Source organism: Klebsiella sp. JN_Kp127, from assembly GCF_040062505.1.
Classification (GTDB): domain Bacteria; phylum Pseudomonadota; class Gammaproteobacteria; order Enterobacterales; family Enterobacteriaceae; genus Klebsiella; species Klebsiella quasipneumoniae.
Map to the genome: position 1 here is coordinate 164,710 of NZ_JBEAHS010000031.1, position 22,026 is coordinate 186,735.

The following is a 22,026-nucleotide window of genomic DNA, read 5'->3' on the forward strand; positions in this document are numbered from 1 at the left end:
ACAACCATCCTCGCTGTTGTCAGCAGGATGACGCCCGGTCATTGACTTTATATTAAGATACAGAGGCCATAATGCATATTACCTACGATCTTCCGGTATCCATTGACGATATTCTCGAAGCGAAGCAACGCCTGGCAGGAAAAATATATAAAACGGGTATGCCGCGGTCGAATTATTTTAGCGAACGCTGTAAGGGTGAAATATTTCTTAAATTCGAAAATATGCAGCGCACGGGTTCATTTAAAATTCGCGGCGCCTTTAATAAGCTCTGCGGCTTAACCGCGGCGGAAAAACGCAAAGGGGTGGTGGCCTGCTCAGCGGGCAACCACGCCCAGGGCGTCTCGCTCTCCTGCGCCATGCTCGGCATTGACGGGAAAGTGGTGATGCCGAAAGGGGCGCCGAAATCGAAAGTCGCCGCCACCTGCGATTATTCAGCGGAGGTGGTGCTGCATGGCGATAATTTTAACGATACCCTCGCCAAAGCCAGCGATATTGTTGAACTTGAGGGCCGTATCTTTATTCCCCCCTATGACGACCCGCAGGTTATTGCCGGGCAGGGCACCATCGGTCTCGAAATATTAGAAGATCTGTATGACGTGGATAATGTCATCGTGCCGATTGGCGGCGGTGGCTTAATTGCCGGCATCGCGATTGCGATTAAATCCATTAACCCGACGATCCGTATTATCGGCGTGCAGTCGGAGAATGTTCACGGTATGGCCGCCTCCTGGTACGCCGGAGAGATCACCAGCCATCGCCACGCCGGCACTTTAGCCGATGGCTGCGATGTCGCCCGCCCGGGGAAACTGACCTATGAAATCGCCCGCCAGCTGGTGGATGACATCGTCCTCGTCAGTGAGGACGACATTCGCCAGAGCATGGTCGCCTTAATTCAGCGCAATAAAGTGATCACCGAAGGGGCCGGAGCGTTGGCCTGCGCCGCGTTATTAAGCGGCAAATTAGACAGCTATATCCAGAACCGCAAAACGGTCAGCCTGATTTCCGGCGGCAATATCGATCTCTCGCGGGTATCGCAAATTACCGGTTTTGTTGACGCTTAATTCAATACATAAGTGAGGACAGGATATGAGTACGACTGAGAGCATTGCATCCAGCCAGACAAGCCTTTCGTCCTGGCGTAAATCCGACACCACCTGGACCCTGGGCCTGTTTGGTACCGCCATCGGCGCCGGGGTGCTGTTTTTCCCTATCCGCGCCGGCTTCGGCGGGCTGATCCCGATCCTGGGGATGCTGGTGCTGGCCTATCCCATCGCCTTCTATTGCCACCGGGCGCTGGCGCGGCTGTGCCTGTCGGGGGCTAACCCCTCCGGCAATATCACCGAAACGGTGGAAGAGCATTTTGGCAAAACCGGCGGGGTGGTGATCACCTTTCTGTACTTCTTCGCCATCTGCCCGCTGCTGTGGATTTATGGCGTGACGATCACCAATACCTTCATGACCTTCTGGGAGAACCAGCTGCAGATGCCGGCCCTCAACCGCGGAGTGGTGGCGCTGCTCCTGCTGCTGCTGATGGCGTTTGTCATCTGGTTTGGCAAAGACCTGATGGTCAAGGTGATGAGCTATCTGGTGTGGCCGTTTATCGCCAGCCTGGTGGTGATCTCCCTGTCTCTGATCCCTTACTGGAATAGCGCGGTGATTGATCAGGTGAACCTCAGCGATATCGCCTTAACCGGTCACGACGGCATTCTGGTGACAGTATGGCTGGGCATCTCCATTATGGTGTTCTCCTTCAACTTCTCGCCGATCGTCTCCTCGTTTGTGGTCTCCAAACGCGAAGAGTATGAAGCGCAGTTTGGCCGGGAGTACACCGAACAAAAATGTTCGCAGATTATCTCCCGGGCCAGCATGCTGATGGTGGCGGTGGTGATGTTCTTCGCCTTCAGCTGCCTGTTTACCCTCTCGCCGCAGAACATGGCGGACGCCAAGGCGCAGAATATCCCGGTGCTCTCCTATCTGGCGAATCACTTTGCCTCGATGTCGGGCACTAAATCCACCTTTGCCACCCTGCTGGAATATGGCGCGTCGATTATCGCCCTGGTGGCCATCTTCAAATCGTTCTTCGGCCACTATCTCGGCACCCTCGAGGGGCTGAACGGGCTGATCCTGCGCTTCGGCTATAAAGGGGATAAAACCCGCGTCTCCAGCGGCAAGCTCAATACCCTGAGCATGGTGTTCATCATGGGCTCGACCTGGGTGGTGGCCTATGCCAACCCCAATATCCTCGACCTGATTGAGGCCATGGGCGCGCCGATTATCGCCTCGCTGCTGTGCCTGCTGCCGATGTACGCCATTCGTAAAGCGCCTTCGCTGGCCAAATACCGTGGCCGTCTCGACAACCTCTTTGTGACCGCTATTGGTCTGCTGACCATCCTCAACATCGTTTACAAACTGTTCTAATCCGGCTCAGGCCACGCGGAGTACAACATGACTGAATTTCCGGTAGTTCTGGTGATCAACTGCGGCTCGTCGTCGATCAAATTTTCCGTGCTGGACGCCGCCAGCTGCGACTGCCTGCTCAACGGCGTGGCCGAGGGCATCAACGCAGACCAGGCGTCTCTCTCGCTTAACGGTGGCAAACCGGTGGCGCTGGCGCCGCGCGGCTACGAAGGCGCCCTCCAGGCGATTGCCGGGGCATTAGCCCAACGCGACCTCATCGGCAGCGTGGCCCTGATTGGCCACCGCGTCGCCCACGGCGGCGACCTCTTCACCGAGTCGGTCATTATCAGCGAGGAGGTTATCGACAATATTCGCCAGGTGTCCTCCCTGGCCCCCCTGCATAACTACGCCAGCCTCAGCGGCATCGCCTCGGCGCAGCGGCTGTTCCCGGAGGTGATGCAGGTGGCGGTCTTTGATACCAGCTTTCACCAGACCCTGGCCCCGGAAGCTTTTCTCTATGGTCTGCCGTGGGAGTATTACCAGAATCTCGGGGTGCGCCGCTATGGCTTCCACGGAACCTCGCACCGCTATGTCTCCCGGCGCGCCCTGGCGCTGCTCGGGTTGCCGGAGCAGGAGAACGGTCTGGTGATCGTCCACCTGGGCAATGGCGCCTCGGTCTGCGCGGTGCGCAACGGCCGCAGCGTGGACACCTCGATGGGGATGACGCCGCTGGAGGGGCTGATGATGGGCACCCGCAGCGGCGATGTCGACTTCGGCGCCATGGCGTGGATTGCCGCGGAAACCCGGCAGACCTTCAGTGACCTGGAGCGGGTGGCCAACACCGCCTCCGGCCTGCTGGGGATCTCCGGCCTTTCCTCCGACCTGCGGGTACTGGAGCAGGCCTGGCATGAGGGCCATGCCCGCGCCCGCCTGGCGATCAAAACCTTCGTCCATCGCATCGCCCGCCATATCGCCGGCCACGCCGCCGCGCTGCAGCGGCTCGACGGCATTATTTTCACCGGTGGGATTGGCGAAAACTCGGTGCTGATCCGTCGGCTGGTGAGCGAGCGGCTGGCGGTCTTTGGCCTTGAGATGGACGCTGCCCGCAACCAGCAGCCTAATTCGGCCGGCGAGCGCCTGATCTCCGCCGACGGCAGCCGGGTGCGCTGCGCGGTTATCCCCACCAATGAAGAGCGCATGATTGCCCTCGATGCGATCCGCTTAGGCCGGATCCACACCGCGGCGGCGCTGGCCTGATTTTTTTATTCTGTAGAGAGACGATGTTCATGAAAGTAGATATCGACACCCACGACGCACGATACGCCGACGCCTGGCAGGGCTTTCGCGGGACGGCGTGGCAAACGCAGATTAACGTTCGCGACTTTATTCAGCATAACTACACCCCTTACGAGGGCGATGAGTCCTTCCTCGCCGACGCGACGCCGGCCACCACCGCCCTCTGGGAGCAGGTGATGGCCGGGATCCGCGTCGAGAACGCCACCCATGCGCCGGTGGATTTCGACACCAATGTCGCCACCAGCATCACCGCCCACGCGGCGGGCTATATCAACCAGCCGCTGGAAAAGATCGTCGGCCTGCAAACGGACCGGCCGCTGAAGCGCGCCCTGCATCCCTTTGGCGGCATCAATATGATCAAAAGCGCCTTCGAGGCCTATGGCCGCGAAATGGACCCCGATTTTGAGTATCAGTTTACGGCGCTGCGCAAGACCCACAATCAGGGCGTATTTGACGTCTATTCCCCGGATATGCTGCGCTGCCGTAAGTCCGGGGTGCTGACCGGGCTACCGGACGGCTACGGTCGCGGACGGATCATCGGCGATTACCGCCGCGTGGCGCTGTACGGCATTCGCTATCTGGTCCGCGAACGTGAGCTGCAGTTTGCCGACCTACAGCCGGCCCTTGAACGCGGCGAGGCGCTGGAGTCCACCCTGCGCCTGCGCGAAGAGCTGGCCGAACAGCGGCGCGCGCTGCAGCAGATGCAGGAGATGGCGGCCCGTTACGGCTGCGATATCTCCCACCCGGCGCGCACCGCCCGGGAGGCGGTGCAGTGGCTCTACTTCGCCTACCTGGCGGCGGTGAAGTCGCAGAACGGCGGCGCCATGTCGCTGGGACGCACGGCCACCTTCCTCGATATCTATATTGAACGCGATCTGCGCGCCGGTTTACTCAATGAGGAGCAGGCCCAGGAGCTGATTGACCACTTCATCATGAAGATCCGCATGGTGCGTTTCCTGCGTACCCCGGAATTTGACTCGCTGTTCTCCGGGGATCCCATCTGGGCGACGGAAGTCCTGGGCGGTATGGGGCTGGATGGCCGCACCCTGGTCAGTAAAACTACCTTCCGTTACCTGCATACCCTGCACACCATGGGGCCGGCGCCGGAGCCGAACCTGACCGTGCTCTGGTCGCAGGCGCTGCCGGTGGCGTTTAAAAAATACGCCGCCCGGGTCTCTATCGCCACCTCGTCGCTGCAGTATGAGAACGACGATCTGATGCGCAGCGATTTTCACAGTGACGACTACGCCATCGCCTGCTGCGTCAGCCCGATGGTGATCGGCAAGCAGATGCAGTTCTTCGGCGCCCGCGCCAATCTCGCCAAAACGCTGCTCTACGCGATTAACGGCGGGGTGGATGAGAAACTGAAGATCCAGGTGGGGCCGAAAACCGCGCCGCTGCGCGATGAGGTGCTGGACTACGACAGCGTGATGGCCAGCCTCGACCACTTTATGGACTGGCTGGCGGTGCAGTACATCAGCGCGCTGAACATCATCCACTGCATGCATGATAAGTACAGTTACGAAGCGGCGCTGATGGCCCTGCACGACCGCGACGTTTACCGCACGATGGCCTGCGGCATCGCCGGCCTGTCGGTGGCGGCGGATTCGCTGTCGGCGATAAAGTACGCCCGGGTGAAGCCGGTGCGTGACCATCACGGGCTGGCGGTGGACTTTGTCATTGAGGGGGATTATCCGCAATATGGCAACAACGACGATCGCGTCGATGCCATCGCCTGCGACCTGGTGGAGCGCTTTATGCGCAAAATTCAGGCGCTGCCCACCTGGCGCCAGGCGGTGCCGACCCAGTCGATCCTGACCATTACCTCCAACGTGGTGTACGGGCAGAAAACCGGCAACACGCCGGACGGACGTCGGGCGGGGACGCCGTTCGCCCCGGGGGCCAATCCGATGCATGGCCGCGACCGCAAAGGGGCGGTGGCGTCGCTGACCTCGGTGGCGAAACTGCCGTTTACCTACGCCAAAGATGGCATCTCGTACACCTTCTCCATCGTGCCGGCGGCCCTCGGCAAAGCGCCGTCGGCGCAGGAAAACAACCTGGTGGGGCTGCTGGACGGCTACTTCCATCACGAGGAGATGGTGGAGGGGGGACAGCACCTCAACGTCAATGTACTGAACCGGGAAAAGCTGCTCGATGCGATAGAACATCCGGAGCAGTATCCGAATCTGACGATCCGCGTCTCCGGCTATGCGGTCCGCTTTAACGCGCTAACCCGCGAGCAGCAGCAGGATGTGATCTCGCGAACGTTCACCAGCCAGCTCTGAGCGGCCGCCGGGCCACAGGGGAGCCCTTAACGGGCTCTCCTGTTATCATCTTCACATTACCGCAACAAAATAATCACCACTGTTGATCATATTCGCATTTTTGCACCACGCTGGCGCGCAGCGACCGCTAACTGCATCTATGTTTAGCTCACGGGCCGGTACGGATACCGCGTTGTCCGGCTCGCCACGTGATGGCAACCGATCTCCTGACCTGAAAGGGAATGCGCCCTTGCCGGATGCGGCACGGGTTGTCGTCGCGTGCGCACCGACCGGGGCGTCCGCTCTCCGGCGCGATCTCTCTACCTGGCGGGATTTTTGCTTCTTCCACCCTGGCCGTCCTGGCGCTGCGCCTGCGTCGGTACCACACGGTAAGTGATATTTTCTGCGTCATTCCATGACGCCAGGCTCTAAATCGCTGAGGAATATCCGAATGTCTTTGAAACTGAAAACAATGACGCTTCATGTTGTGATAGCAGGTTGTATGAGCATGGCCTTTTACGCCCAGGCTGACGTGAAGATCGGCGTCGCCGGGCCCTTCACCGGCCCCAACGCTACCTACGGCGCCCAGTACTGGAAGGGGGCCTCGCAGGCGGTGGCTGATATCAATGCCGCCGGCGGCATCAAAGGCGAAAAGATTGTGCTGGTGCAGGGGGATGACGCGTGCGAACCGAAACAGGCGGTAGCGGTGGCCAACCGGCTGGTGGACGAAGCGAAAGTCTCCGCCGTGGTGGGGCATTTTTGCTCTTCCTCAACGATGCCGGCCTCCGAGGTGTATGACGAAGCCGGGATTCTGACCATTACCCCCGGCTCCACCAATCCGCAGATCACCGAGCGCGGCATGAAGGATCTCTTCCGCATGTGCGGCCGCGACGATCAGCAGGGGGCGATTGCCGCCAACTATATGCTGGACGTGCTGAAGGCGAAGAAAATTGCCGTCATCCACGATAAAGACACCTATGGCCAGGGGCTGGCCGATGCCACCCGCGCGGCGCTGGCGAAGCGGGGCACCAAAGAAGTGTTGTACGAAGGCCTCTCCCGCGGTGAAAAAGACTTTAACGCCCTGGTGACCAAGATCGGCGCCCTCAAGCCGGACGTGGTCTATTTTGGCGGCTGCCACCCTGAGGCGGGCCCGCTGGTGCGCCAGATGCGCGAGCAGGGAGTGCAGGCGAAATTCTTCTCCGGCGACTGTATTGTCACCGAGGAGCTGGTGACGGCCGCCGGCGGGCCGCAGTTCACCAACGGCGTGCTGATGACCTTTGGTCAGGACCCGCGCACCCTCCCGGAAGGCAAAGCGGTGATCGAGAAGTTCCGCGCCAGCGGCTTTGAGCCGGAAGGCTATACCCTCTACGCCTATGCCTCTATTCAGGCTATCGCCGCCGCCTGGAACGCCGTCGGCACCGATAACGCCAAAGCCAGCGACTGGCTGAAGAGCCACGACGTCGAGACGGTGATGGGCAAAAAAGGCTGGGATGGCAAAGGCGACCTCAAGGTGTCGGACTATGTGGTCTATCAGTGGGACGACAAGGGCAAATATCACCAGCTCTGATCGGCTACCACCCAGTAACTATCCGTTGTTTTGATTGGCTAATCGTCTCACGACGGCGGTCGACCGGGTACCGATCCCGGCGGCCGTCGGCCTGGCGGCTGGAGGGGCTATGACGGCGTTTTTTCTGCAACAATTGATCAATGGGCTGACGCTGGGCGCGGTGTACGGCTTAATCGCCATCGGCTACACCATGGTGTATGGGATCATCGGCATGATCAACTTCGCCCACGGCGAGGTGTATATGGTCTCCGCCTACCTGTGCGCCATCGGCCTGGCGCTGCTCTCCTTCTTCGGGATCCATTCGTTTCCGCTGCTGATTTTCGCCACCCTGGTATTCACCATTGTGGTCACCGGCGTGTACGGTTGGGCGATCGAGCGCATCGCCTACCGGCCGCTGCGCAACTCGACGCGCCTGGCGCCGCTGATCTCGGCTATTGGAATGTCGCTGATCCTGCAGAACTATGTTCAGCTGAGCCAGGGGCCAAACCAGCAGGGGATCCCGACGCTGCTCAGCGGCGCGCTGCGTATGACGGTGGGCGATGGGGTAGTGCAGATCACCTGGACCAAGGTGTTTATTCTCGTCGCCGCGCTGGTGGGGATGCTGATCCTGACCTGGATTATCCAGTACACCCGGCTGGGGCGCATCTGCCGCGCCACCCAGCAGGACCGGCGCATGGCGGCGATCCTCGGCATCAATACCGACCGGGTGATCTCCCTGGTGTTTGTTATCGGCGCGGCGATGGCCGGCCTGGCCGGGGTGCTGGTGACCATGAACTACGGCACCTTCGACTTCTACATCGGATTTATTATCGGCATCAAAGCCTTCACCGCCGCGGTATTGGGCGGGATTGGCTCGCTGCCTGGCGCGATGCTGGGCGGACTGCTGCTCGGGGTGGCCGAGGCGCAGTTCGCCGGAATGGTGAATTCGGATTACAAAGACGTTTTTTCCTTTGCGCTGCTGGTGGCGATCCTGATTTTTCGCCCGCAGGGGCTGCTGGGTCGTCCGCTGGTGGCCAAGGTCTGAGGGGGCTCTATGGGTGAACTGACGCGCCAGCCTGCGCGGGATATCAAAAGCGCGCTGATCGACAGCGTGCTGGCCGGTCTTTGCGCGTTAATTGTCTTTGGCCCGATCGTCGGCGTGGTGCTCAAAGGCTATGGCTTTACCCTCGCGCCCGCACGGGTGGCGATCCTGGTGGCGGTGGTGATGGCCGGCAGACTGGCGCTCAGCCTGCTGCTGCAGAGCCGGCGGGGCAAGGCCTTGGTTGCCCGCTTTGAGGGGGCGGATGACGGGGTGTACGTCCGGCCCCCGGGCTACCGCTCGCGGCTGCGCTGGATAATGCCGCTGCTGGTGGGCCTGGCTATCGCCTTTCCGTTTCTCGCCAGCAAATACCTGCTGACCGTGGCGATCCTCGGGCTGATCTACGTCCTGCTCGGTTTGGGGCTGAATATCGTGGTGGGTCTCGCGGGGCTGCTCGATCTGGGCTATGTGGCGTTCTATGCTATCGGCGCCTACGGCCTGGCGCTGGGCTACCAGTACCTGGGCCTCGGCTTCTGGGCGATGCTGCCGCTGGGGGCGGTGATGGCGGCCCTCGCCGGGGCGTTGCTGGGCTTTCCGGTGCTGCGCATGCACGGCGACTATCTGGCCATCGTCACCCTCGGCTTTGGCGAAATCATTCGCCTGGTGCTTAACAACTGGGTGAGCTTCACCGGCGGCCCCAACGGCGTCCCGGTGCCGTCCCCGACGCTGTTTGGCCTCGAATTTACCCGCCGGGCAAAGGATGGCGGTATCCCTATCCATGAGTTCTTCCACGTCAGTTACAACCCCAACCTGAAATTCATCTTCCTCTACGCCGTGCTGTGCATGGTGGTGATACTGGTGCTGCTGGTGAAGCATCGCCTGACGCGGATGCCCATCGGCCGCGCCTGGGAGGCGCTGCGCGAGGATGAGATCGCCTGTCGGGCGATGGGGCTCAACCATGTGCTGGTCAAGCTCTCGGCGTTCATGCTCGGCGCGTCGACCGCCGGCATCGCCGGAGTGTTCTTCGCCAGCTATCAGGGATTTGTTAATCCGACGTCGTTCACCTTTTTTGAGTCGGCGCTGATCCTGGCGATTGTGGTGCTGGGGGGAATGGGCTCCACCCTTGGGGTGGTGCTGGCGGCGTTTGTCCTGACGGTCACCCCGGAGCTGCTGCGCGGGTTTGACGAATATCGCGTGCTGCTGTTTGGCGTGCTGATGGTGCTGATGATGATCTGGCGGCCGCGCGGCCTGGTGCGCACCAGCCGCAGCGGGGTCGCGTTGCGAAAAGGAGTCGCGCCATGAGCGACAGCATCTTACGCGTTGAGCATCTGATGATGCATTTCGGCGGCATCAAAGCGCTGAATGACGTCAATCTGGAGGTGGAGCGGGGGTCGATCACCGCCCTGATCGGCCCCAACGGCGCGGGCAAGACCACGGTGTTTAACTGCCTGACCGGCTTTTACCGGGCGACGGGGGGGAGTATCGTGCTACGGGCGCGGGAAAAGGTCACCGACGTCATTCAGGTGCTGGGGCAAAAGCTTCACCCGGACGATTTCCTCCACCCGGCGCAGCTGGGGCGGCGGATCTATTACAAGATGTTCGGCGGCACCCATCTGGTGAACCGCGCCGGTCTGGCCCGCACCTTCCAGAATATTCGCCTGTTCCGCGAGATGTCGGTGATTGAGAACCTGCTGGTGGCCCAGCATACCCAGGTCAACCGCCATCTGCTGGCCGGGATCCTCAACACCCGCGGCTATCGGCAGGCGGAAAGTCAGGCGCTGGATCGCGCGTTTTACTGGCTGGAGGTGGTGGAGATGGTGGACTGCGCCAACCGTCTGGCGGGAACGCTTTCCTACGGACAGCAGCGGCGGCTGGAGATCGCCCGCGCCATGTGTACCCGTCCGGAGATGATCTGTCTGGACGAGCCGGCGGCCGGACTCAACCCGGTTGAAACCCAGGCGCTGAGCCGGATCATCCGCTTTCTGCGCCAGCAGCACGGCATCACGGTGCTATTGATCGAACATGATATGGGGATGGTGATGGAGATTTCGGATCATATCATCGTCCTCGATCACGGGGACGTCATCGCCCGCGGCGCGCCGCAGGCGATTCAGGCCAACGCCAGCGTGATTGCCGCCTATCTTGGCGCTGAGGAAGAGGAGACGCGCCGATGAGCCAGCCACTGCTTGCCTTTGATGAGGTGGATGTCTTCTACGGGCCGATCCAGGCCCTGAAGCAGGTCTCCCTGACCGTCAACGAGGGGGAGACGGTGGCGCTGATCGGCGCCAACGGCGCGGGTAAATCGACGCTGTTGATGTCGGTCTTCGGGCAGCCGCGTATTGCCGGCGGGGAGATTTTCTATCGCGGGGAGGCGATCAGCCGGAAATCGACCCACTTTATCGCCAGCAACGGCATCGCCCAGGCCCCGGAAGGGCGGCGCATCTTTCCCGATATGACCGTCGAGGAGAATCTGCTGATGGGGACCATTGCCATTGGCAACCGCTATCAGGCCGAGGACAAGGCCCGGATGTACCAGCTGTTCCCCCGGCTGGAAGAGCGGCGGGGACAGCGGGCGATGACCCTCTCCGGCGGCGAACAGCAGATGCTGGCCATCGCCAGGGCGCTGATGAGCCGGCCGCGCCTGCTGCTGCTGGATGAGCCGAGCCTGGGACTGGCGCCGCTGGTGGTGAAGCAGATATTTCAGATCCTGCGCGAGCTGACGGCCCAGGGGATGACGCTGTTTCTGGTGGAGCAGAACGCCCGCCATGCCCTCAACCTGTCGGACCGCGCCTACGTGATGGTGAACGGCCAGATCCGCCTGAGCGGTAGCGGCCAGGCGCTGCTCAACGACCCGGAGGTGCGTAAGGCGTATCTAGGGATCAGCGGCTGAGAGGGTTAATCCCGCGGTTGGTTACGGGTTTTAATGTGCTGCCAGAAACGTTCGGCGGCCTGGTTAAGCCGCGAGCCGGAGCGGTAGAGCCAGGCGCCGATCGGCAGCGACAGGCTCTCATCGAGGATCGTCAGTCGCCCTTCGTCCAGCTCGCGCTGAATGGAGTACTGCGGCAGCCAGCCCACGCCGTCGCCATTGAGGATCATGCGCTTGAGCAGCTCGCTCATGGAAGAGACAAAGGTGAGGGAGAAGGTGATCTCCGGCGTGCGGTCGATGACCTGGTTCACCTGGCGCCCCATATAGCTGTCGTTGGCGTATTTCATCAGCGGCAGCACGCCGCGATGTAAATGAAACAGCGGCCGGCCATGTTCGTCGCAGGGGGAGACCAGGTGCAGGTAAGAATCAAAAATTTTATGATTAATAAACGGATAGTTCATTAATTCTTCATTATAGAAGGAGAGGATAAAATCGCTTTTACCCTCTTTCAGGTTAAATACGGCGTCGTTGACGTTAATCGATTCAACATGAAAAGTCTTATTTTTACGGTCGGTGTAACCGGCGATAATTTCCGGCAGCAATAACACCGACAGCGAAGGGGCGGCGTCGATTCTTATTTTCTGCGTGGTGTTATTTAAACCTTTAATTCGGCTGATCTGAAAATCCATGTCGTCGAGCATATTTCGCGCATAGCCGACAAAAATTTTCCCGCGGTTGGTCAACTGCAGGGGGTTGGCGCTGCGGTCGAAGATGCTGAATCCGAGGGAAGCCTCCAGCGACTGGATGCGTCGGCTGAACGAGGACTGGGAGATATTGCGGGCTTTGGCCGCCAGGGTAAAGCTGCGTGACTCCTCGAGAGCAATCACATCATACAGCCATTTAACTTCCAGATTTGCCAACACCGATCCAGTCCTCAAAAACGCAATAAAGGCTATGCAATTTTAGCATAGCGCATAGAAACTATGCAATTAACATAATTATCGACAGGTGTTAACATTTTTTGGAAAGTTGAGATTTATGAATGCGTATCGGCGACCCTACATGAGCACGATATGAAATCGCGACTCACGGTTATTTATTGCTTTATTTCATTACCCAGGATTTATCTTATTAAATAGCTGGCGACGATGACGAAAGCAATGAATAACCCAGGCCTCTTACCTTAAATAGTTTGTCAGGAGTTCCATGTCACAACAAATTGAATCAGTAAAAATGGCTCTGCAGGAGCTGGGGATTAATGCAAGCGGCGAATTGTTTTACAACCCTGATTACGATTTGCTTATTGCACATGAAACCGCTCCTGAGCTGACCGGCGCGGCCCGCGGCGTAATGACCGACTCTGGCGCTGTGGCAGTGGATACCGGCATCTTCACCGGCCGCTCGCCGCGCGATAAATATATCGTCAGAGACGAGCAGACGCGCGACACCGTATGGTGGGCTGACTCCGGCCTCGGCCGCAATGATAATAAGCCGTTATCGCCAGAAGTGTGGCGCAGCCTGAAAAGCCTGGTCGCAGGCCAGCTGAGCGGCAAAAAACTGTACATCATCGACGCCTGGTGCGGCGCCAGCCCGGACACCCGCCTTGGCGTGCGCTTCGTCACCGAGGTGGCGTGGCAGGCCCACTTTGTCAAAAACATGTTTATCGTGCCGAGCGCCGACGAGCTGGCCAGCTTTACTCCGGACTTCGTGGTGCTCAACGGCGCCGGCTGCACCAATGCCAACTGGCAGGCGCAGGGCATGAACTCCGAGAACTTCGTCGCCTTTAACCTGAGCGAGCGTATTCAGCTCATCGGCGGCACCTGGTACGGCGGCGAAATGAAAAAAGGGCTGTTCTCGGTCATGAACTACCTGCTGCCGCAGAAAGGCATCGCGTCGATGCACTGCTCGGCCAACCGCGGCGAAGCAGGGGACGTCGCGCTGTTCTTCGGCCTCTCCGGTACCGGCAAAACCACGCTGTCCACCGATCCGCATCGTCAACTGATTGGCGATGACGAGCACGGCTGGGACGATGATGGGGTGTTTAACTTCGAAGGCGGCTGCTACGCCAAGACCATCAATCTCGACCCGCAGGCGGAGCCGGAGATTTATGGCGCCATCCGCCGCAATGCGCTGCTGGAAAACGTGGTGGTGCGCGCCGACGGCAGCGTGGATTACGCCGACGGCAGCAAAACCGAGAACACCCGCGTCTCCTATCCGCTGTCGCATATCGACAATATCGTCAAGCCGGTGTCCCGGGCGGGCCATCCGTCGAAGGTGATTTTCCTTGCCGCAGACGCGTTTGGCGTCCTGCCGCCGGTCTCCCGTCTGACCACCGAGCAGATGCAGTACCATTTCCTGTCGGGCTTCACCTCGAAGCTGGCGGGAACCGAGCGCGGCATTACCCAGCCGACGCCGACCTTCTCCGCCTGCTACGGCGCGGCGTTCCTGCTGCTTCACCCGACCCAGTACGCCAGCGTACTGGCGGCGAAGATGGCGGAATCCGGTGCGGAAGCCTGGCTGGTCAACACCGGCTGGAACGGCGAGGGCAAACGCCTGTCGCTGCGCGATACCCGCAGCATCATCAGCGCGATCCTCAATGGCACCACCGGCCCGCTGCGCGATGAAGCGATCCCGGTGTTCAATCTTGCGATCCCGCAGAGCATTTCGGGCGTCGACAGCGCAGTGCTGGATCCGCGTAATGGCTGGAGCTCAGCGGATAAGTGGCAGGAGAAGGCGGAGAGTCTGGCTCAGCTGTTTATGGATAACTTTAAGCAGTACAGCGATACCGAAGCGGGCGCGCGTCTGGCGCTGGCCGGTCCGCAGCTGCAGAATAGCGCGGTCGAAGCCTGATCCGCGGCCAGCCGGTCGCCGCCTGGCGCCGACCTGCTGGCGAGCCGCTTTACTCCGCAAAGGCCCGCAGCGCATCGCCAGTGAGGCGATAACGCACCCACTCATCCTGCGGCTGCGCGCCAATGCTCAGATAGAAATCAATCGCCGGCTGGTTCCAGTCGAGCACGCTCCACTCCAGACGCCCGCACTGACGCTGTACAGCATATTGCGCGATGGTTTTCAGCAGCGCTTTTCCGGCGCCGATCCCGCGATAGTTGGGGGTTACGTACAGATCCTCCATATAGATGCCGTTACGGCCAAGCCAGGTGGAGTAGCTGGTGAAGAACACGGCGTAGCCCACCGCTTTGCCCGCCACCTCGCAGATCAGCGCCTCGGTTTTGCTGCTGCTGGCAAACAGCATCTCTCTGATCTCCTCTGCCGTTGTCACCACCTCTTCGGGGGCTTTCTCGTAGACCGCGAGTTCATAAATCATGTCATAAATAGCGGTGGCGTCGTCCGGGGTGGCCTGGCGGATCGTGATGCTCATGGGTCGTCCTGTCTGAATGGTATGAAGGAAAGCAAAATTGCTGACCCAGAGCATAAGCGGTATTGTGAAAAGAATTAAGTGCAATGAAATCAGCAAACGATGAATATTATGCATCCTGTCCTGCGCCGTATCGACCTCAACCTGCTGCCGGTCTTTGACGCGGTCTATCGCTCCCGCTCGGTGCGCCTGGCGGCAGAAGAGCTGGCGATGAGCACCTCGGCGCTGAGCCATGCGCTCTCCCGGCTGCGCAGCGCCCTCAACGACCCGCTGTTCTATCGGGAAGGTCACCGGATGTGTCCCAGCGTCTATGCCAGCCAGCTGGCGCCCTCTATCGCTTCGGCGCTGAAATTTCTCAATCAGGAGCTGACGCCGCCGGCGGCGTTTGTGCCGGCCGCCAGCACCGACTGCATGCAGATTGCGATCACCGATTTCACCGCGTTCTGCGTCTTTCCGACGCTGATGCACCACCTGCAGCGTGAGGCGCCCGGGCTGCGGTTTGAGCTCCGTTATCTGCCCCACAGCCCGGCGCTGACCGAGCTGCTGGCGGGCGAGGTCGATCTGGCTCTCGGGTTCAATACCCCTGACGAGCCAGCTCATCCCGATCTCGAGGAGATTAACTGGCTGCGGGACGAATATGTGGTTATCAGCCAGGCCGACCGAACGGCGCTCACCCTGGACGCCTACCTTGCGGCCCGTCATCTGGTGGTGACCCCATGGAATGAGCGGCAGGGGGTGCTGGACTGTGAGCTGGAGCGGCAGGGCTATTCGCGGCAGGTGGCGGTGAAAACGCCCTCGATGCTGAGCGCTCCCTTTATTATTGAGCAGAGCGATCTGCTGATGGCGCTGCCCCGGCGGGCGGCGGAGACGATGGCTCGCGCCGCCCGGTTGACCATTTTCCCGCTGCCGTTTCCGGTTCCCCCATTTGACGTCAAGATTTACGCCCACAAACGCAGCGGGAAACGCGAGGCCACCCGCTGGCTGATCTCCCTGTTGCAGACGCTGGGGAACGCCGCCGCGGCGCCGGCGCCCTGAGGTCACGTCCGGATTATTAACATCTCGCCGCTCGGCGTCGCGTTAACCCTGCCGGGCCGGGTATGTCTTTTACCGCCTGGCGCCCGGGGCGCAGCGGCGTACCCTGGCCTCGGTCACAAAACGGAAAACTCACCTTTTCATCCCTGCCGTCGACGCTGATGGCGCAGAGAGTGTTAAATGATTGTATATAAAAGTAATGTTAATTAGTTAAATGTTATTTATGCGTAAATTGCATCAATGGATGCGTTTATTACGCTTATTTCATTCCCGGTTCTGTTTCAGTCTTCAGCAACAGGCGCGCGACAACGCGTGGATAACAAACTGGAGACCTGCATGCATTCGACAACCTCACTGATGAGTACCCGTGACCGGCTCGGCGCCATTCTGCGCGTCACGTCCGGTAACTTTCTCGAACAGTTCGACTTTTTCCTGTTCGGGTTTTATGCCACCTACATCGCACATACCTTTTTTCCGGCGAGCAGTGAATTCGCCTCGCTGATGATGACCTTCGCGGTCTTTGGCGCCGGCTTTCTGATGCGGCCCATCGGCGCCATCGTGCTTGGCGCCTATATCGACAAGGTAGGGCGGCGCAAAGGGCTGATCGTGACCCTGTCGATCATGGCCACCGGCACCTTCCTGATCGTGCTGATCCCCTCTTACCAGGCCATTGGCCTGTGGGCGCCGTTGCTGGTGCTGATCGGCCGCCTGCTGCAGGGCTTCTCCGCCGGCGCTGAGCTGGGCGGGGTATCCGTCTATCTGGCCGAGATCGCCACCCCGGGCCGCAAAGGGTTTTACACCAGCTGGCAGTCGGGCAGCCAGCAGGTCGCCATTATGGTGGCGGCCGCGATGGGCTTTGCCCTCAACGCCGTGCTGGAGCAGAGCGCCATCAGCGACTGGGGCTGGCGTATTCCGTTCCTTTTCGGCTGCCTGATCGTCCCGTTCATTTTTGTGCTGCGCCGTAAGCTGGAGGAGACCCAGGAGTTTACTGCCCGCCGCCATCATCTGGCGATGCGCCAGGTATTCGCCACCCTTCTGGCGAACTGGCAGGTGGTCATCGCCGGGATGATGATGGTGGCGATGACCACCACCGCGTTCTATCTGATCACCGTCTATGCGCCGACCTTTGGCAAAAAAGTGCTGATGCTCAGCGCCTCGGACAGCCTGCTGGTCACGCTGCTGGTGGCGATTTCCAACTTCTTCTGGCTGCCGGTGGGCGGGGCGCTGTCCGACCGCTTTGGCCGCCGGCCGGTGCTGATTGCCATGACCCTGCTGGCGCTGGCTACCGCGTGGCCTGCGCTGACCATGCTGGCGAACGCGCCGAGCTTTTTGATGATGCTGAGCGTGCTGCTGTGGTTGTCCTTTATCTACGGCATGTACAACGGGGCGATGATCCCGGCGCTGACCGAAATTATGCCCGCCGAAGTGCGCGTGGCAGGCTTCTCGCTGGCCTATAGCCTGGCGACCGCGGTGTTTGGCGGCTTCACGCCGGTGATTTCCACGGCGCTGATTGAATATACCGGTGATAAAGCTTCCCCAGGCTACTGGATGAGCTTTGCCGCCGTCTGCGGCCTGCTGGCCACTTGCTACCTCTATCGCCGCAGCGCCGTTACGCTGCAGACGGCACGTTAATCAGGGAGATGATGATGCGTAAAACGACAGGAACCCTGCTGGCCACGCTGCTGCTGGCCGCCACCGGCGGCAGCGCGCTGTCCGCTGAGGTCACCGTGATGATCTCCGGCGGCTTCAAAGCGGCGCTGGAAAAGCTGGCCCCGGCATGGGAAAAACAAAGCGGTAACCACCTCGTGGTGATCCCCGGGCCGTCGATGGGGAAAACGCCGCAGGCGATCCCTAACCGCCTGGCGCGGGGCGAACACGCGGACGTGGTGATTATGGTCGGCGACGCGCTGACCGGCCTCGAGAAAGCGGGCCGTACGCAACCGGATTCGCGCCGGGAGCTGGCCGACTCGCCCATCGGCGTGGTGGTGAAAGCGGGAGCGCCGCTGCCGGCTATCCGCAGCGCAGACCAGCTGCGGGCGGCGCTGCTGGCTGCGCCGTCGGTCGCGTACTCCGACAGCGCCAGCGGACGCTATGTCAGCTCGACGCTGTTCCACCGCCTGGGCATTGATGAGGCGATGCAGAGCAAAGCGCAGATGGTGGAGCGTATTCCGGTAGCCTCGGAAGTGGCGAAGGGACGGTATGCGATCGGTTTTCAGCAGGTGAGCGAACTGCTGCCGGTGCCCGGCGTGACCTTTGTCGGCGAACTGCCGGATAACCTGCAGTACATCACCCGCTTTGCCGGGGCGGTGACCGTCAGCGCCGACCACCCGCAGGAAGGAAAGGCGCTGCTGACGTATCTGGCCTCACCGGCGGCGCAGGAGACCATCCACGCCACCGGTATGCGAAGCGTAGCTGCCGCCGCGCCGGTCAGCCAGAAGGATACTGTTCAATAATCAGCTTCTCCAGCTCTGCCGCCACGTAGGACTGAATACGGCCGCTGAGGCGGATCAGACCTACCGTACGGGTGACCACCGGCTCGGTAAGCGGTACGGCGCGGAGAACGGAATGCTCCCCGGCGGGCATCGACATCGCGGGCACGGCGGCAATGCCGATGCCCGCTTCCACCATCCCCAGCATCGTGGTGACGTGGCGGGTTTCGCAAATGCTTGGCCGCGCCGGCGTCAGATGCGCCAGCTCCCTGTCGAGCAGCGTCCGGTTGCCGGAGACCCGATCGAGGCCAATATAATCCTGTTCAAAGTATGCCTGCCAGCTGAGGTGCGTCCTGCTCGCCAGCGGATGGTCGTGCCGACAGGCGGCGACATAGCGGTCGTCGGCCAGCGGGGTGAATTCGATGCTGGCCGGCAGGTTTTTGGCAAAGCAGAGGCCAAAGTCAGCCTGTCCGCTGCTCACCGCCTCAATGACATTCCCGGCGCTGCTGTCGATCAGCCGGATACGCACCTGGGGAAAGCGCGCCTGAAAGCTGCGGATGATTTCCGGCATAAAGTAGTAGGCGGCGGAAGGTACCGTCGCCACTGTCACCAGCCCGGTACGCGCCTTGCTGACCTGGCTGATATCCGCCAGCACCGTCTCGACGTGGGCCAGCAGCTGCTCCGAACGTTCGGCAAAATTCTGTCCATACAGCGTAAGGGTCACGCGGCGGGTGGTGCGCTCGAACAGCCGGTTGCCTAACGCGGTTTCCAGCTTTTCGATGCGGCGGCTGAGGGCCGATTGTGACAGGCAAATGGATTCTGCGGCCAGCCGAAAGCTGCCATACTCCATCAGGGCGCGAAAGGCATAGAGATCGTTGAAGTCAAAATTTACGGGCATGGCGGCGGCATCCTTATCGGCTGTCTGGCGCCTCGCCCCGTCCGGTGAGGGGCGATGGCGACGAAAATCGGCTCGGCAGGTGACTGGGCGCGCGGCTGACCGCACGCCGGGTCGTCATACCTTGAGCAGTTTTACCGTGGCATCGATATCGATTTCGTCTTCCGAGAAGATCAGGGTTGTCCCCTGAAAGGTGGTGATCGCCAGCTTTTTCACCGAGCGCATCTCTCCCGGCTGCACCGTGGATTTTGGCCGGATGCTGTTCATCAGCAGCCCGACCGACAGCACCGCGTTTTCTTTATCCACACGGGTCTCGACCGGCTCTTCTTCCCGGTAAACCACATAGGATTTGATGGAGGTCAGCTTCAGCCGCTCGCCGGCGATATAGATATATTTGCTTTCCGGAATGACCTTCACCGCGTAGGCCGACAGCCCTTTATTGTTGGTGGTAGGTTCAAAAGTCACCGCCGCGTCTTTCTTGATGAGATCGGGATTGGCGACCTTAATCACATGAAAATACCGGTTTTCGCCGTTTTCATCTTTGATAAATCCAAAACCTTTATCTTTAAACCACGTTGTGATTGTTCCGTTCATCGCCATTACCGTTCTTACTCGTTGGTTAACTCAAATTTTGCAGCGCGCAGTGTAAAGCACATTGCCTGCGCAGACCATGCCTTTGCGATAAGTGTGGGTGATAAATGACGCCGCCGCGAGGGCGGATCGTGCGCCAGCGTCGTACCGGCGGGCAAAATGGGTTACTATCGCCGGCCACTCCTTCTTCGGGCCGTCTGATGTCCACCATTATCGATACCTTTGTCGCTCCGCCGTGCCGCGAGCAGATAACCCTCCTGTATCAGGACGAACACCTGCTGCTGATCAATAAACCTGCCGGGCTGCTGAGCCTGTCAGGCAAAGATCCGCGCAACCTCGACTCCGTGCATCATCGACTGGTCCAGCGCTTTCCGGGCTGCACCCTGGTACACCGCCTTGATTTCGGCACTTCCGGTCTGATGGTGGTCGCCCGCAACAAGGTGATTAACGCCGCGCTGTGCCAGCAGTTCAGTCAGCGCACGGTGGGTAAGGTCTATACGGCGCTGCTGTGCGGCCATCTGCCGGAAGATGAAGGGATAGTGGAGGCGGCGATCGCCAAAGACCCGGCCCGTTTCCCGCGCATGTCGATCTGCGCCCGGCACGGCAAACCGGCGCGTTCGCGCTACCGGGTAATTGACCGTATGTACCAGACGCGGGAAGGGGAGAGGGCGCTGGCGCTGACGAGGGTGGCGCTCACCCCGGAGACCGGGCGCACCCATCAGCTGCGGATCCACTGTCAGCTGCTGGGCTATCCGATCCTTGGCTGCGATCTGTATGGCGGCCGGGAATTGCCGGGCACGGAACAGGCTCCGCGGCTGATGCTGCACGCCAGCGAACTGCGTTTTCGCCACCCCGTCAGTCGCGAGCCGATGCATATCCAGCAGGCAAGCTCGTTCTGATCGCCTGCCGCCGGAAGCCCGCGATCACCACATCAGGTCGTCGGGCACCTTAAAGTCGGCGTACGGATCGTCTTCATCCTGCTCATCCTGGCTCAGGGCGCTGTGCAACACGATGCTGCTGGCATCGCGCTGGGCAATTTTCTCAGCCACAATCGCCGGAATAATTGCATATTCCCCTTCAGGTTTGTTGTCCACCGCCAGGCGGGCAATCGCCAGGCGACCGTTAATCAGCTGGGTTTGGGTGGTCTTGTCGACCATGATTTTTTTGATCAGATTATTATCGGTAAAGTTAAAGCCGATATCGCCCCGGGCGACCGTAATGCGGTTCATCTCAATCAGCTGCTTGACCTGAGCTTTATACTCTTTCGCCAGCACCGCCTGCTTTTGCTGCTCGCTGAGCTGTTTATCGCGCTCCAGCTGGGCTTTTTTATTCTCTTCCACCGCTTCCCGGGCCTCACGGGCCTGCACGCGGGATTTTTTCGCCGTTCTGTGGACTTTGGCCATTTTTTTGCTGCTGACCAGGCCGGCTTTGAGCATCTGCTCTTGTAAGGTAAGTTTTGTCATTTGCGTATCTGAAGCTTAGGAAACATCTGGCAAGTATACCTGCATTGGCGGAAACGACGCCAGACCCGCGGACGTACTGGGCCGCTGTGCCCGGTAGCGCGAGACTGGCCGGGGATTACTCCCGGGGCTGGAGCTGATAAATCCAGGCGCTGACCTGCTGTCCATCGTCGGTGGTCACCTCCACCGGCACCCGATCGTACCCCTCCTCAAAGTCGTCCAGCATGGGCCAGTGCGCCGCCAGCCGGTCGGACAGGAACAGATAACCGTTGACCCGCGGACCGTTGGCGTCGAGGACGATCCCCGGAAAATCAGCGGCTGCGCCCCAGCCGCGCGCGTAAAAGGTACCGGTAACGTAACCCGGACGCCACTCGCCCCCGATCGCCTCCAGAATATGCGCATTGCTGCGACCGGGACAGAGCGTCCCATAGACAAATAGCGGTTTCATTTTCTCTCTCTCGTTCGCCCTGATACCCGCCCCCAGCGGAGCGGAAAACCAAAATACGGGGTAATTCAGCGCCTGGCAATGGCCGGGTGGGGGCAGGCATCTCTCTGATGCCGGGGAGATTCAGGCGCCGGCGCTGTCGGTGGCATATTTACTGCAGTGACAATTTTAGTGTTGAGTTTTTTTATTATTTGCAGGTGAATATAAATAATATTTAATAGCGAAATAATAAATGGACGGCTTATAGAATAAGCTGCGTGAATGGAATGAAGAGGAGTTATAAAACATCCTTGGGTTGAATTCAGATATTATTTAGGGCCAGGCGTTACCTCCCCTGGCTATTTCACTTTAAGATAAACCTCCCTTGAACAAAAAATACCATCTGATTTCGAA

21 protein-coding genes are annotated in these 22,026 nt (G+C 60.1%); 14 read left to right on the top strand and 7 right to left on the bottom strand.

Going from position 1 to position 22,026, the window contains the following annotated elements:
- Positions 1 to 71: 71 nt before the first annotated feature.
- Genes tdcB through pflB form a run of 4 tightly spaced genes read left to right on the top strand, consistent with a single transcriptional unit; the run spans position 72 to position 5,978 of the window.
- The gene (tdcB, locus tag ABLV04_RS09255; RefSeq protein ID WP_023290189.1) at positions 72 to 1,061 is read left to right on the top strand and encodes a bifunctional threonine ammonia-lyase/L-serine ammonia-lyase TdcB; all 990 of its coding nucleotides are present in this window, start codon (positions 72 to 74) and stop codon (positions 1,059 to 1,061) included.
- A gap of 25 nt (positions 1,062 to 1,086) precedes the next feature.
- Positions 1,087 to 2,418 (top strand): threonine/serine transporter TdcC, encoded by a 1,332-nt coding sequence (tdcC, locus tag ABLV04_RS09260; RefSeq protein ID WP_180265585.1) that lies wholly within the window; start codon positions 1,087 to 1,089, stop codon positions 2,416 to 2,418.
- A 27-nt stretch (positions 2,419 to 2,445) separates the two neighbouring features.
- Positions 2,446 to 3,654 carry a propionate kinase gene (gene tdcD / locus ABLV04_RS09265; RefSeq protein WP_117135939.1) on the top strand — a complete coding sequence of 403 codons (1,209 nt, stop codon included), beginning with the start codon at positions 2,446 to 2,448 and terminating at the stop codon, positions 3,652 to 3,654.
- A 29-nt stretch (positions 3,655 to 3,683) separates the two neighbouring features.
- Positions 3,684 to 5,978 (top strand): formate C-acetyltransferase, encoded by a 2,295-nt coding sequence (gene pflB / locus ABLV04_RS09270; RefSeq protein ID WP_147733389.1) that lies wholly within the window; start codon positions 3,684 to 3,686, stop codon positions 5,976 to 5,978.
- Between the two features lie 51 nt (positions 5,979 to 6,029).
- On the opposite strand, the gene ABLV04_RS09275 is transcribed toward pflB, so the two are convergent.
- Positions 6,030 to 6,176 (bottom strand): hypothetical protein, encoded by a 147-nt coding sequence (locus tag ABLV04_RS09275; RefSeq protein ID WP_004225356.1) that lies wholly within the window; start codon positions 6,174 to 6,176, stop codon positions 6,030 to 6,032.
- 289 nt (positions 6,177 to 6,465) lie between these two features.
- On the opposite strand from ABLV04_RS09275, the gene ABLV04_RS09280 reads away from it, so the two are divergent.
- The 5 genes from ABLV04_RS09280 (at position 6,466) to ABLV04_RS09300 (ending at position 11,432) form a co-directional block, all read left to right on the top strand.
- Complete coding sequence (locus ABLV04_RS09280) at positions 6,466 to 7,524, top strand: branched-chain amino acid ABC transporter substrate-binding protein (protein WP_075206763.1); 1,059 nt, start codon at positions 6,466 to 6,468, stop codon at positions 7,522 to 7,524.
- Positions 7,525 to 7,633: 109 nt separating this feature from the next.
- Positions 7,634 to 8,548, top strand: a complete 915-nt coding sequence (locus ABLV04_RS09285) for a branched-chain amino acid ABC transporter permease (protein ID WP_023290184.1) — start codon at positions 7,634 to 7,636, stop codon at positions 8,546 to 8,548.
- 9 nt (positions 8,549 to 8,557) lie between these two features.
- A complete protein-coding gene (gene livM, locus ABLV04_RS09290; protein ID WP_023290183.1) occupies positions 8,558 to 9,844 on the top strand; it encodes a high-affinity branched-chain amino acid ABC transporter permease LivM in 1,287 nt (428 codons plus the stop codon).
- On the top strand, positions 9,841 to 10,716 hold the full coding sequence (locus ABLV04_RS09295) for an ATP-binding cassette domain-containing protein (protein ID WP_044523916.1): 876 nt from the start codon (positions 9,841 to 9,843) through the stop codon (positions 10,714 to 10,716). The genes livM and ABLV04_RS09295 overlap by 4 nt, the downstream gene beginning before the upstream one ends.
- On the top strand, positions 10,713 to 11,432 hold the full coding sequence (locus ABLV04_RS09300; protein WP_023290181.1) for an ABC transporter ATP-binding protein: 720 nt from the start codon (positions 10,713 to 10,715) through the stop codon (positions 11,430 to 11,432). Before ABLV04_RS09295 ends, ABLV04_RS09300 begins: the two co-directional genes overlap by 4 nt.
- A gap of 5 nt (positions 11,433 to 11,437) precedes the next feature.
- Here ABLV04_RS09300 and ABLV04_RS09305 read toward each other — a convergent pair whose 3' ends face one another.
- Positions 11,438 to 12,331 (bottom strand): LysR substrate-binding domain-containing protein, encoded by an 894-nt coding sequence (locus ABLV04_RS09305; protein WP_023290180.1) that lies wholly within the window; start codon positions 12,329 to 12,331, stop codon positions 11,438 to 11,440.
- A 283-nt stretch (positions 12,332 to 12,614) separates the two neighbouring features.
- Here ABLV04_RS09305 and pckA point away from each other — a divergent pair, with 283 nt between their 5' ends.
- Positions 12,615 to 14,258 carry a phosphoenolpyruvate carboxykinase (ATP) gene (gene pckA, locus ABLV04_RS09310; protein ID WP_072413373.1) on the top strand — a complete coding sequence of 548 codons (1,644 nt, stop codon included), beginning with the start codon at positions 12,615 to 12,617 and terminating at the stop codon, positions 14,256 to 14,258.
- Between the two features lie 49 nt (positions 14,259 to 14,307).
- Here the strand turns inward: pckA and ABLV04_RS09315 are convergent, their stop codons facing one another.
- On the bottom strand, positions 14,308 to 14,784 hold the full coding sequence (locus ABLV04_RS09315) for a GNAT family N-acetyltransferase (RefSeq protein WP_180265586.1): 477 nt from the start codon (positions 14,782 to 14,784) through the stop codon (positions 14,308 to 14,310).
- Between the two features lie 99 nt (positions 14,785 to 14,883).
- On the opposite strand from ABLV04_RS09315, the gene ABLV04_RS09320 reads away from it, so the two are divergent.
- From ABLV04_RS09320 to ABLV04_RS09330, 3 genes are all read left to right on the top strand, one after another.
- Positions 14,884 to 15,816 (top strand): LysR family transcriptional regulator, encoded by a 933-nt coding sequence (locus tag ABLV04_RS09320; RefSeq protein ID WP_044523914.1) that lies wholly within the window; start codon positions 14,884 to 14,886, stop codon positions 15,814 to 15,816.
- 333 nt (positions 15,817 to 16,149) lie between these two features.
- Positions 16,150 to 17,445 (top strand): MFS transporter, encoded by a 1,296-nt coding sequence (locus ABLV04_RS09325; protein ID WP_044523912.1) that lies wholly within the window; start codon positions 16,150 to 16,152, stop codon positions 17,443 to 17,445.
- Positions 17,446 to 17,456: 11 nt separating this feature from the next.
- Entirely contained in the window at positions 17,457 to 18,266 is an 810-nt protein-coding gene (locus ABLV04_RS09330) for a substrate-binding domain-containing protein (protein WP_072096615.1), read from the top strand.
- Here ABLV04_RS09330 and ABLV04_RS09335 read toward each other — a convergent pair.
- Positions 18,241 to 19,140, bottom strand: coding sequence for a LysR family transcriptional regulator (locus tag ABLV04_RS09335; protein ID WP_023290175.1), 900 nt, complete (start codon positions 19,138 to 19,140; stop codon positions 18,241 to 18,243). The genes ABLV04_RS09330 and ABLV04_RS09335 overlap by 26 nt on opposite strands.
- 114 nt (positions 19,141 to 19,254) lie before the next feature.
- Entirely contained in the window at positions 19,255 to 19,737 is a 483-nt protein-coding gene (locus tag ABLV04_RS09340) for a cold shock domain-containing protein (protein ID WP_004203243.1), read from the bottom strand.
- Positions 19,738 to 19,928: 191 nt separating this feature from the next.
- Between ABLV04_RS09340 and ABLV04_RS09345 the strand changes: the two genes are divergently transcribed.
- The gene (locus ABLV04_RS09345; RefSeq protein WP_032428902.1) at positions 19,929 to 20,627 is read left to right on the top strand and encodes an RluA family pseudouridine synthase; all 699 of its coding nucleotides are present in this window, start codon (positions 19,929 to 19,931) and stop codon (positions 20,625 to 20,627) included.
- Positions 20,628 to 20,651: 24 nt separating this feature from the next.
- Here the strand turns inward: ABLV04_RS09345 and ABLV04_RS09350 are convergent, their stop codons facing one another.
- Positions 20,652 to 21,191 (bottom strand): DUF2058 domain-containing protein, encoded by a 540-nt coding sequence (locus ABLV04_RS09350; protein WP_178944686.1) that lies wholly within the window; start codon positions 21,189 to 21,191, stop codon positions 20,652 to 20,654.
- A gap of 115 nt (positions 21,192 to 21,306) precedes the next feature.
- Positions 21,307 to 21,636 (bottom strand): gamma-glutamylcyclotransferase family protein, encoded by a 330-nt coding sequence (locus tag ABLV04_RS09355; protein WP_032453325.1) that lies wholly within the window; start codon positions 21,634 to 21,636, stop codon positions 21,307 to 21,309.
- Positions 21,637 to 22,026 lie beyond the last annotated feature (390 nt).